Here is a 10,880-nt window from a genome sequence, read left to right on the forward strand (position 1 = left end):
TCAGCCGGCCGGCTGGTCGTACCGGCCGACGCCGCCGAAGGCCCCGAACCGCTCGGGGTGCTCGTCCACGTCGGACGGGGAGTCGGGCCGCCACAGCGGCATGTGCACCACACCCGGTTCGAGGATCGTCCAGTCGCCGAAGAAGGCGCTGATTTCGGCCCGCGAGCGGAGCGTGATCTCGGTGTCCGTACGCGCCGACAGCCGCTGCGCGTCGAGCATCTCCTGCGGCTGGTCCTCGAAGGTGGAGTGCGAGATGACCAGGAAGCTGCCGGGGGCGGCCGCCGCGCGCAGGGTGGCCAGGATGTCCCCGGGGCGGTCGGCGTCGGGGATGAAGTGGACCACCCCGGCGAGCAGGATGCCCATCGGGCGGGCGAAGTCGATCAGACCGCTCTCGCGGGCCTCGGCGAGGATCCGGTCCGGCTCGCGCAGGTCGGCGTGGAGCACCGTGGTCAGGTCGTTGCCGGCGAGCAGTTCCCGGCTGTGCGCCACGGCGACCGGGTCGATGTCGACGTACACGATGCGGGCCTTGGGGTTCGCCGCCTGGGCGACCTCGTGCACGTTGCCCACGGTGGGGATGCCGGAGCCGATGTCGAGGAACTGGTCGATGCCGGCGTCGAGCAGGGCCCGGACGGCCCGGCGGAGGAACTCGCGGCCGGAGCGCATGGTGGCGGCCAGGTTCGGGGTCATGCTGGCGATCTGCTCGGCGAGCTGCCGGTCGATCTCGAAGTTGTGCGCGCCACCGAGGAAGTAGTCGTAGACCCGGGCGGCGCTGGGCCGGCTCAGGTCGATCTCGGCGGGAAGTCCGTCCTGCTGCATCGGTTCGCCCCAGTTCGTCGCCGCGGTGCGGGAGGGCACCGGTGATATGGGTGCCGCGGGCAGGCGGAGACGCACCGGCCCACCCGCGGATCGTGTGGTGCTCACCACTCTAGGCCCGTGAGTCACGGTACGGGAGATCCACTTTGGCGGGGCGGCGCGGTGCCGCCGGGCCGCGCCCACGCACGGGGCACGGCCCGGGCGGAGCCCGCTCAGGCGGCGGACTCCAGCAGCAGGGAGATCCCCTGACCGACGCCGACGCACATGGTTGCCAGCGCCCGGCGGCCACCCCGGCGACGCAGCTCCAGCGCGGCGGTCAGCGCCAGCCGGGCGCCGCTGGCGCCGAGCGGGTGGCCGAGCGCGATCGCGCCGCCGTTCGGGTTGACGTGTTCGGCGTCCTCGGGCAGGCCCAGCTCCCGCAGCACCGCCACGGACTGGGCGGCGAACGCCTCGTTCAGCTCGATCACGTCGACCGCGTCGAGCCCGAGACCCCGCCGCTCCAGCAGCTTCCGGGTGGCGGGCACCGGGCCCATGCCCATGATCCGCGGCGGTACGCCGGCCGCCGCGGCGCCACCGACCCGGGCGAGCGGGGTGAGGCCGTACCGGGAGACCGCGGCCTCGGAGGCGACCAGCAGGGCGACCGCGCCGTCGTTGACGCCGGAGGAGTTGCCGGCGGTCACCGTGCCGCCCTCGCGGAACGGGGTGGGCAGCGCGGCGAGCTTGGCGAGCGTGGTCTCCCGCGGGTGCTCGTCGACCTCGACCAGCTTCGTCTCGCGGCGCCCGGCCGGCACGGTCACCGGCACGATCTCATCGGCGAACCGGCCGTCGGCCTGCGCCTTGGCGGCCCGCTGCTGGGAGCGGTACGCGAACTCGTCCTGCGCGGTCCGGTCGACGCCGTACTCGGCGGCCACGTTCTCCGCCGTCTCGGGCATCGAGTCGATGCCCCAGCCCTGCTTCATCAGCGGGTTGACCAGCCGCCAGCCGATGGTGGTGTCGTAGACCTCGGCGGTGCGGGAGAACGCGGTGGTCGCCTTCGGCATGACGAAGGGCGCCCGGCTCATGCTCTCCACCCCGCCGGCCACCACCAGGTCGGCGTCGCCGGCCACGATCGACCGGGCGGCGGTGGCGAGGGCGTCGAGGCCGGAGCCGCAGAGCCGGTTGACCGTGCTGCCGGGCACCTGCTCGGGCAGCCCGCCGAGCAGCGCCGCCATCCGGGCCACGTTGCGGTTGTCCTCGCCGGCCTGGTTGGCGCAGCCCAGGATCACGTCGTCGGTGCGGGCCCAGTCCACGGCGGGGTGGCGGGCGACCAGCTCGCGGATCACGTGCGCGGCGAGGTCGTCGGGGCGGACCCCGGCGAGGGCGCCGGCGTACCGGCCGATCGGGGTGCGGACTCCGGAAACGAGGTAGGCCACGGTCATCGAGCGCACGTCCTTCGGGGGTGGGAAGGGGCTGGCGGCGGGTCGCCCGCCGGGTCACGGGGACGCCCGGCGCCAGGATATCCGCGCCCGGAGCGGATAGGTTGACGGCATGGCCCGGGCCCAGTTCGACGCAGAGACCGCCGGCGGCGGCCAGTTCGTCCGCCAACCCAATCGGTTCACCGGTCGGGTCACCCCGCACTCCACCTCCCCGGCGGGCGGCGGCCCCGACGAGCAGGGCCGCTGGCCGCTGGAGGCCGGCCGGTACCGGCTGATCTGGTGCCGGGCCTGCCCGTGGGCGCACCGGGCCCGGATCGTCCGGAGCCTGCTCGGCCTGGACGAGGTGATCTCGCTCGGCACCGTCGACCCGATCCGCGACGAGCGGGGCTGGCGGTTCGCCCTCGACCCGGACGGCTTCGACCCGGTGCTCGGGATCGGCTTCCTCTCCGAGGCCTATCTGGCGACCGACCGGGACTACACCGGCCGGGTGACCGTGCCGGCGCTGGTGGACACGGTGACGGGGCGGGTGGTCACCAACGACTATCCGCAGCTCACCCTGGATTTCTCCACCGAGTGGCGGCGGTTCCACGCCCCGGACGCGCCGGACCTCTATCCGGTCGAGCTGCGTCCGGAGCTGGACGCGCTGATGGCGGAGATCCACCGGGACGTCAACAACGGCGTCTACCGCTGCGGCTTCGCCACCTCCCAGCAGGCGTACGACGAGGCGTACACGGCGCTCTTCGCGCGGCTGGACGCGCTGTCGGAACGGCTGGCCGGCCGCCGCTACCTGATGGGCGACGCGATCACCGAGGCGGACGTGCGGCTCTTCACCACGCTGGTCCGCTTCGACGTGGCCTATCACGGCCACTTCAAGTGCAACCGGCAGAAGCTGACCGAGATGCCGGTGCTGTGGGCGTACGCCCGGGACCTGTTCCAGACGCCCGGCTTCGGTGAGACGGTGGACTTCGACCACATCAAGCGGCACTACTACGGCACCCACGAGGCGATCAACCCGACCCGGATCGTGCCGCTGGGCCCGGACACCTCGGGCTGGACCACGCCGCACGGGCGTGGCTGACGTCGCCGTCGTCCGGGCCGCCGCCGCGTCGGCCGCCGCCGGCTGCATCACGGCCGGGGCGGTCGCCGTGACGGTCGCCGTGGTCGCCGGTCCGGGCCCGGGCCTGACCGGGTACGTCAGCGAGGCCGGGGTCACCGACAGCGGCTACGCCGGGGCGTACCGGATCGGGGTGTTCGCCCTGGCGGCGGCGTTGCTGCTGCTCGCCGCGGCACTGCCCCCGGCGCTGCGGACGGCGGCGGCGCTGCTCGCCACCGGCGGGGTCGCCACGGTGCTCTCCGGGACGGTGACGTGCAGCGCGGGCTGCCCGCTGCCGCCCTTCGAGGCGACCACGGTGGCCGACCTGGTGCACGGCGGCGCGAGCATCGCGGCGACCGCGACGGTGGTCTTCGGCATGCTGGCGCTGGTCGCCGCACCGGCGGCGGGCCGGGCGCTGCGCCGGGTCGCGGCGCTCGGCGCGGCGCTGGCCCTGCCGCTCGCCGCCGCCGTCGGGCTGGCGATGCTGCTGGTCGGCCGGGGTGCCCTGGTGGGCGTGCTGGAACGCCTGCTGCTGGCGGTCGCGGCCGGCTGGGGCCTGGCCACCGCCGGCACCCTGGGCATGGCGCGGGGGAATTCTTCCCCGGTCGGGCTGTAAGGATCGTCACCGGGTTCACTCCTTCCGGCTGGGAGCCGGCCGGGAGTAGCGTCGGCAGGCGATGACCAACGTCTGGCACCTCACCGTTCGCCTGTATGTCGACCTCCGACTGCAGGCCAGCGGCGTCTGTCCGGCGCAGCCCCGCTCCTGACGCTGCCCCGACCGACCCTCCCGACAGACCTTGGACGCATCCTCATGGCTTCCGCCCTGCGCAAGATTCCCTTTTCCGTGCAGATCCTGCTCGGCCTCGTCCTCGGCGTGGCGCTCGGCTTCCTCGCCCGCGCCAACGACCTGAGCTGGCTGGCCAGCACCCTCGACACCGTCGGCGGCCTCTTCATCCAGCTGCTCAAGCTGGCCGTCCCGCCGCTGGTCTTCACCGCCATCGTGGTCAGCGTGGTCAGCCTGCGCGGCGTGGCCAACGCGGCCCGGCTGGCGCTCAAGACGCTGCTCTGGTTCGGCATCACCGCCCTGATCGCGGTGACCATCGGCATCGGCCTCGGCCTGCTGGTCGACCCGGGCCGGGGCGTCTCCCTGGACGTCGCCGGCGCCGCCGCGCCGAAGAAGACCGGCTCCTGGACCGACTTCCTCACCGGCATCGTGCCCACCAACCCGGTCGGCGCCTTCGTCGAGGGCAACGTGCTGCAGATCGTCTTCCTCGCCCTGGTCGTCGGTGCCGCCGCGCTGCTGGTCGGCAAGGCCGCCGAGCCGTTCGTCGAGTTCAACCGCTCCGTGCTGACCATCGTGCAGAAGGCGCTCTGGTGGGTGATCCGGCTCGCCCCGATCGGCACCCTCGGCCTGATCGGCCACGCCGTCGCCTCGTACGGCTGGGACCTGCTCGCCCCGCTGGCCAAGTTCACCACCGCCGTCTACGTCGGCTGCGCGATCGTGCTCGTCGTGGTCTACCCGGTGCTGCTGCTGGCCGCCGGCCGGCTCAACCCGCTGCGCTTCTACGCCGGTGCCTGGCCGGCGATCGAGCTGGCGTTCGTCTCCCGCTCCTCGGTGGGCACCATGCCGGTGACCCAGCGCTCCGTCGAGCGGCTCGGCGTCCCCCGCGAGTACGCCTCCTTCGCGGTGCCCTTCGGTGCCACCACCAAGATGGACGGCTGCGCCGCCATCTACCCGGCGCTGGCCGCGATCTTCGTGGCGCAGGTGTTCGGGGTGAACCTGAGCGTCACCGACTACCTGCTGATCGCCTTCGTGTCGGTGGTCGGCTCGGCGGCGACCGCCGGTCTGACCGGCGCGATCGTGATGCTGACCCTGACCCTCAGCACGCTGGGGCTGCCGCTGGCCGGCGCCGGTCTGCTGCTGGCCATCGACCCGATCCTGGACATGATCAGGACCGCCACCAACGTGGCCGGTCAGGCGGTCGTGCCGACCATCGTGGCCGCCCGCGAGGGCACCCTCGACCGGACCGCGTACGAGTCTGCCGGCCGGCGTGAGCTGGTCGAGCCCGACGAGGCCGACCGGCCGGCCCGGCAGGACGAGCTGACCCCGGTCCCCGCCTGAGGCACGGCGCCGACCGGCCCCACCCACCGCTGAACCGAGGAGGGCCCTCCCCCGAGGGCCCTCCTCGTCGTCCGCCGACGGAGGATCACCCCATGAGTTCCCTCTTCACCCCGCTCACCCTGCGGGGCGTCACCCTGCCCAACCGGGTGGCGCTCGCCCCGATGTGCCAGTACAGCGCCGGGCCGGACGGCCTGCCCACCGACTGGCACCGCGTACACCTCGGCTCGCGGGCCGTGGGCGGTGCCGGCCTGGTCCTCACCGAGGCCACCGCGGTGCTGCCCGAGGGGCGGATCAGCCCGCAGGACGTCGGCCTCTGGTCCGACGCGCACGTCGACGCCTGGCGCCCGGTCACCGCGTTCGTCGCCGCGCAGGGCGCGGTGCCGGCCGTGCAGCTCGCCCACGCCGGCTTCAAGGCGTCCACCTACCGGCCGTGGGCCCCGCACCGGGGTGGCGTGCCGGACGCCGACGGCGGCTGGACCCCGGTCGGGCCGGGCGGGGAGCCGTTCCTGCCGGACCACCGGGAGCCGACCGCGCTGGACGGGGCCGGCATCGCCGCCGTGGTGGCCGCCTTCGCCACCGCCGCGGGCCGGGCGATGGACGCCGGCTTCGCCGCCGTGGAGATCCACGCCGCGCACGGCTATCTGCTGCACGAGTTCCTGTCGCCGCTGACCAACCACCGCGACGACGGCTACGGCGGTGACCGGGCCGCACGGATGCGGCTGACGCTGGAGGTGGCGTACGCGGTCCGCGCCGCGGTCGGCGAGTCGGTGCCCGTGCTGACCCGCATCTCGGCCACCGACTGGGTCGAGGGCGGCTGGACCGTCGAGGACAGTGTGGTGCTCGCCGGCGAGCTGGCCGCCGCCGGGGTGGACCTGGTCGACGCCTCCTCCGGCGGCGCCTCGGTCGGCGCGGCCATCCCCGTCGGCCCCGGCTACCAGGTGCCGCTCGCCGCGCGGATCCGCCGCGAGGCGGGCGTGCTGACCGGCGCGGTCGGCCTGATCGTCGAGCCGGAGCAGGCCGAGCGGATCGTCGCCGACGGCGAGGCCGACCTGGTCCTGCTGGGCCGGGAACTGCTCCGCGACCCGTACTGGCCGCGCCGCGCCGCCGCCAAGCTGGGCGCCGGGCCCGGCTGGCCGGACCAGTACGTCCGCGCCTTCTGACACGCCGACAGCGCCACCGGCGGGCCGCCCCGCCGGTGGCGCTCAGCCGGCCAGGTGACCCCAGTCGGCCTCCAGCTCGCGCCAGCCGCCCTGCGCCGCGACCGCCCCGTCGGTCAGCACCACCACGTGGTCGGCGCGGACCAGGGCGGCCCGCTTCGAGGTCGAGCCGACGACCGTCACCCCGTGCTCGCGCAGCGCCGCCCAGAGCGCCAACTCGGTCGTGACGTCCAGCGCGGACGACACGTCGTCGGCGACCAGCAGCTCCGTACGCGGCGCGAGCGCCCGGGCCAGCGCCAGCCGTTGCAGCTGCCCGCCGGAGAGCCGGGTGCCCTTGTGCCCGATCAGCAGCCCGAGCCCGCCGCCCGCCGCCGCCAGGTCGTGCTCCAGCTGCGCGGTGCTCACCGCGTCGGCGGGGTCGACGTCGTGGCCGAGGGCGATGTTGTCCGCCACCGTGCCGGAGAGCACTCGCGGCAGCTGACCGACGTAGCCGACCTGGTTGGGGCGCAGGAACAGCTCCGGCTCGGTGACCGGCTCACCGTTCCAGCGCAGCGCGCCGGTGTGGTGCACGATCCCGGCGAGCGCCCGCAGCAGCGAGGACTTGCCCGCGCCGACCGGCCCCACCACGAGCACGAGCTGTCCCCGTTCGACGGTGAGGTCGACGTCCCGGACGGCGAGCGTCCCGTCCGGGTGCAGGGCACCGAACCCGACCAGGTCGAGCCGGCGCAGCGGATGCCGGGGCGGCGCCGGAGGTGCCGGGGCGGTCCCGGCGGCCAGGTCCACCCCGGGCACCGCCGCCGAGTAGTCGCCGATCCCGGTCATCGCCACCGTCCGCCGGGTCCAGACCCGCGCCGACGGGTACTGCGACACCAGCGCCGCGGTGGTCCAGGCGAACCAGCGGGCCGCGCCGAGGGTGGAGACCGCCACCAGGGTGGCCCCCGCGCTGAGCCCACCGGCCAGGTAGAGCGCCCACGCCCCGATCGGCAGCAGTCCGCTGACCACCGACGGGGTGGACCGCGCCCACACCTGCATGGAGATCTCCCGGCGCTGCCGGTCGCTGCGCACGGTGTCCAGGGTGGCGAGGTGGTCCAGCACCGGGCGGGTGGCACCGGCGAGCTTCACCGTACGGGCGGCCGACAGCGAGGAGACCAGCGCGGTGGCGAAGGCGGCCCGCGCCTTCACGGTGCCGGCGGCGGTGCGTTCCAACGTCGGCCCGAAGAGGGTGGCCGCCAACCCGGAGACCAGCATCGTGCCGAGGAAGAACAGCGCCGGCACCACGCTGCCGGTCACCGCGGTCATGGTGATCAGGATGGCCACCGAGAGGAACTGGTCCATCAGGTTGTCGGCGAGCTGCACCACCCGGTCGGTGTCGCCGCCCTGGGCGACCACCTCCGCCGGGGTGTGCCCGCTGACCCGGCGCGCCCCGGTCTGCCCGTGCACCAGGCGCAGGCTGATCCGCAGCATCTGCCGGATCCACCACTGCGGGAACCAGAGGTTGGTCAGGTAGGGCACCGGCAGGACGACCAGCAGCGCGGCGACGATGCCGAGCGCCGGCAGCCACGGGTCGCCGCCGCCGACCACGTCGGCCCAGAGCCACGGCAGCACCGAGCCGTCCAGGCCGAGCAGCGTCATGACCATGAACAGGCAGACCGAGACCAGGCCGTACCGTGGGTCGTTGGTGCCCAGCCGCAGGATCTCCCGCAGCGTCCGCGCGGGCGGCGCCGGCGGCACCGGCGGCGGGTCACCCTTGGGTACGACCACGGTGGCCGGCCGGGCGGCCTCGACCGGCGCGGCCGACGGCTCCTCGTCGACCCACTCCGGCGCGTCCAGCAGGTCCACCCCGCCCCGCCCCGCTCCGGTCGCCGCGTACGCGTTGGCGCGGCTGGTCGCCAGCAGCTCGGCGAAGCGCGCCGACTCGCGTAGCGGCCCGGCCTCCAGCACCGCCCCGTCGGCCATCATGACCACCTCGTCGCAGCGCCGCACCGAGGAGAGCCGGTGCGCGATGACGATGCCGATCCGGTCGGTGAGCAGCCGTTCGGTGGCCTGGCGGACCCGGGTCTCGGTGACCGGGTCGAGCCGGGCGGTGGCCTCGTCGAGGATCACCACGCGCGGGTCGCGGACCAGGATCCGGGCGAACGCGACCAGTTGCTCCTGGCCGGCGGAGAGCGCCTGCCCACCCTCGCCGAGGCGGGTGTGCACCCCGTCGGGCAGTTCGGCGATCCAGCCGGCCAGCCCCAGCTCGGTCAACGCCCGGGCCGCGTCGTCGAGCAGGTCGGGGTCGAAGAGCGCGACGTTCTCGGCGAGGGTCCCGGCGAGGATCTCGGTACGCTGCGGCACCACCGCGATCCACCGGCGCAACGCCTCGACGTCCAGCTCGGTCAGGTCGGTGTCGCCCAGGAAGACGGTGCCGGGTGGCACGTCCACGGCCCGGGTGAGCACCTTGGCCAGCGTCGACTTGCCCGACCCGGTCCGGCCGACCAGCGCGTACGACTTCCCACGGGCGAAGGTGAGCCGGATGTCGCGCAGCGCCGGCTCCCGCTCGTCCCCGCCGGACGGATAGCGGAAGGTCAGCCCCCGGACGGTCAGGTCGCCGTCGACCGGTTCGACGCCACCGGCCGGTTCCTGCCGGGAGTCGGCGAGCAGCTGCACCCGGGCCCAGGCGCCGAGCGCCTGCTGCAGGTGCGGCACCCAGCGGGCGATGTGTTCCACGGTCGCGCCGAAGGCGAGGGCGAGCAGCCAGATGGCGGTGAGGCGGGCCCCGTCGACCCGCCCGGTGGCCAGCGCCCAGGCACCGGCGAGGACGACCAGGGCGATGCCGACCCGGACCGCCCCGGCGGCGAGGGCGGTGACCCGGGCGGAGAGCCGGAACACCCGTCCGCCCCGGGCGATCACCTCGGCGGCCCGCCGGGCGTAGAGGCGCAGCACGTACGGCCGGGCCAGGCTGGTCCGGACGTCGTCCTGGCCGTGGACGGCCTCCTCCATCACGGCGGCGAGGTCCGACCAGGCCTCCTCCTCGACGACCCGGGCCGGGGCGATCCGCGCGGTGGGGCCGCGCAGCACCACGGCGAGCAGGCCGGTCAGCACGATCATCCCGACGCCGGCCGGCCACCAGACGACCAGCGCGCTGACGGTGGCGAGCAGGCACACGGCGAGCCCCCAGGCCAGCCGCATCCCGGTGTTCCGCAGCTCGGCGGCGACCTGGTAGACGTCGTTGTCGATCCGGTCGAGCAGCTCGCCGACCGGGGTGGTCTCCAGGGTGGGCAGGTCCTGCCCGAGCGCGACCCGGCAGAGCCGGCGGCGCACGTCGGCGGACCAGTCGGCGGTGAGCCGGGCCATCAGCAGTCCGACGGCCAGGTCGGCCAGGACGGCCGCGACGAGCGCCACCACCAGGACGGCGAACCAGCCGGCCGAGCGGTGCACCAGCACCGGGCCGGCCAACGCCGAGGCGGCGGCCTGGCCACCGGCGCCGAGCAGGATCAGCAGGCTCACCACGGTCAGGCGACGGGGGGCGGCAGCCCACAGGTCACGGAGCAGGCGCATCGGACATCCCCCGGTAGCTCGATGGCGAACTCCCAGCCTGCCCGCTGCCCCCGGGGTGACTCAACACAATTTACGCGGACCCGGTCAGGTCTGGGCGACCCGGCGGACGATGCCGAGCAGCGCCTCCTGCACGTCGTCGATGGGCCGGTCCGGCTGGAACACCAGCCAGTCCACCGCCACCACCAGGCCGACGCCGAACAGCGCCGAGCTGGCCGTCGGCACGTCCAGGTCGGCGGGGAGGTCGCCGCTGGCCACGCCGGCCCGGACGGTCTCCGCGATCACCTCGATGGCCTCGCCGCGCAGCAGCCGCAGGGTCTGCTGCCACTCCCGGTTGGTCCGCCACATCTCGGACAGCAGCAGCTGCGCGAAGGCCCGGTAGCGGCGGATGTACTCCAGTTCGGCGCGGACCAGGGCGGCGAGCGCCTCGCGCGGCGGCAGCCCGTCGACCGCGGCCCGGAAGTCGGCGGTGAGCAGGCCGATGCCGTGCCGCAGCAGCTCCTCGAAGAGCACCGTCTTGGACTCGAAGTTGTAGTAGACGGTGCCCTTCGCCACCCCGGCCCGGGCCGCGATGTCGTCCACTGTGGTGGCCGAGAAGCCCTGCTCGGCGATGAGTTCCACCGCGGCCACGAAGAGGCGTTGGCGGGTGTCCTCCCGCCGCCGCGACCGTCCGTCCGTCACTCGCCCTCCCCGTCGACCACCCGTACCGGCGTGCGGCGTCGCCGCCGCCCGGTCCATCAGCA

Annotated in this window: 8 protein-coding genes; 4 read left to right on the top strand and 4 right to left on the bottom strand. The window is 74.7% G+C overall.

The window, feature by feature from the left end:
• Together ABUL08_RS16340 and pcaF are read right to left on the bottom strand one after the other, a co-directional pair.
• Nucleotides 1–816: an SAM-dependent methyltransferase gene (locus ABUL08_RS16340; RefSeq protein ID WP_350938664.1), complete on the bottom strand. Its 816-nt coding sequence runs from the start codon at nucleotides 814–816 to the stop codon at nucleotides 1–3.
• A 209-nt stretch (nucleotides 817–1,025) separates the two neighbouring features.
• The gene (pcaF, locus tag ABUL08_RS16345; RefSeq protein WP_350930777.1) at nucleotides 1,026–2,231 is read right to left on the bottom strand and encodes a 3-oxoadipyl-CoA thiolase; all 1,206 of its coding nucleotides are present in this window, start codon (nucleotides 2,229–2,231) and stop codon (nucleotides 1,026–1,028) included.
• Between the two features lie 109 nt (nucleotides 2,232–2,340).
• On the opposite strand from pcaF, the gene ABUL08_RS16350 reads away from it, so the two are divergent.
• The 4 genes from ABUL08_RS16350 (at nucleotide 2,341) to ABUL08_RS16365 (ending at nucleotide 6,603) form a co-directional block, all read left to right on the top strand.
• Entirely contained in the window at nucleotides 2,341–3,306 is a 966-nt protein-coding gene (locus ABUL08_RS16350; RefSeq protein ID WP_350930778.1) for a glutathione S-transferase family protein, read from the top strand.
• Nucleotides 3,299–3,937, top strand: a complete 639-nt coding sequence (locus ABUL08_RS16355; protein ID WP_350930780.1) for a DUF998 domain-containing protein — start codon at nucleotides 3,299–3,301, stop codon at nucleotides 3,935–3,937. The genes ABUL08_RS16350 and ABUL08_RS16355 overlap by 8 nt, the downstream gene beginning before the upstream one ends.
• 207 nt (nucleotides 3,938–4,144) lie before the next feature.
• Nucleotides 4,145–5,443, top strand: a complete 1,299-nt coding sequence (locus ABUL08_RS16360) for a dicarboxylate/amino acid:cation symporter (protein WP_350938666.1) — start codon at nucleotides 4,145–4,147, stop codon at nucleotides 5,441–5,443.
• Between the two features lie 92 nt (nucleotides 5,444–5,535).
• Nucleotides 5,536–6,603 (top strand): NADH:flavin oxidoreductase/NADH oxidase, encoded by a 1,068-nt coding sequence (locus tag ABUL08_RS16365; RefSeq protein ID WP_350930781.1) that lies wholly within the window; start codon nucleotides 5,536–5,538, stop codon nucleotides 6,601–6,603.
• A 42-nt stretch (nucleotides 6,604–6,645) separates the two neighbouring features.
• On the opposite strand, the gene ABUL08_RS16370 is transcribed toward ABUL08_RS16365, so the two are convergent.
• Together ABUL08_RS16370 and ABUL08_RS16375 are read right to left on the bottom strand one after the other, a co-directional pair.
• A complete protein-coding gene (locus ABUL08_RS16370) occupies nucleotides 6,646–10,140 on the bottom strand; it encodes an ABC transporter ATP-binding protein (RefSeq protein WP_350930782.1) in 3,495 nt (1,164 codons plus the stop codon).
• Nucleotides 10,141–10,224: 84 nt separating this feature from the next.
• Nucleotides 10,225–10,818 (bottom strand): TetR/AcrR family transcriptional regulator, encoded by a 594-nt coding sequence (locus ABUL08_RS16375; RefSeq protein ID WP_350930783.1) that lies wholly within the window; start codon nucleotides 10,816–10,818, stop codon nucleotides 10,225–10,227.
• Between the last annotated feature and the right edge of the window lie 62 nt (nucleotides 10,819–10,880).

The sequence above is a fragment of the Micromonospora sp. CCTCC AA 2012012 genome, from assembly GCF_040499845.1.
Lineage (GTDB): Bacteria > Actinomycetota > Actinomycetes > Mycobacteriales > Micromonosporaceae > Micromonospora > Micromonospora mangrovi.

Excerpts from the sequence above, each read along its gene's own strand:
- ABUL08_RS16340 (WP_350938664.1), bottom strand. The coding sequence starts at position 816 with ATGCAGCAGGACGGACTTCCCGCCGAGATCGACCTGAGCCGGCCCAGC.
- pcaF (WP_350930777.1), bottom strand. The coding sequence starts at position 2,231 with ATGACCGTGGCCTACCTCGTTTCCGGAGTCCGCACCCCGATCGGCCGG.
- ABUL08_RS16350 (WP_350930778.1), top strand. The coding sequence starts at position 2,341 with ATGGCCCGGGCCCAGTTCGACGCAGAGACCGCCGGCGGCGGCCAGTTC.
- ABUL08_RS16365 (WP_350930781.1), top strand. The coding sequence starts at position 5,536 with ATGAGTTCCCTCTTCACCCCGCTCACCCTGCGGGGCGTCACCCTGCCC.
- ABUL08_RS16370 (WP_350930782.1), bottom strand. The coding sequence starts at position 10,140 with ATGCGCCTGCTCCGTGACCTGTGGGCTGCCGCCCCCCGTCGCCTGACC.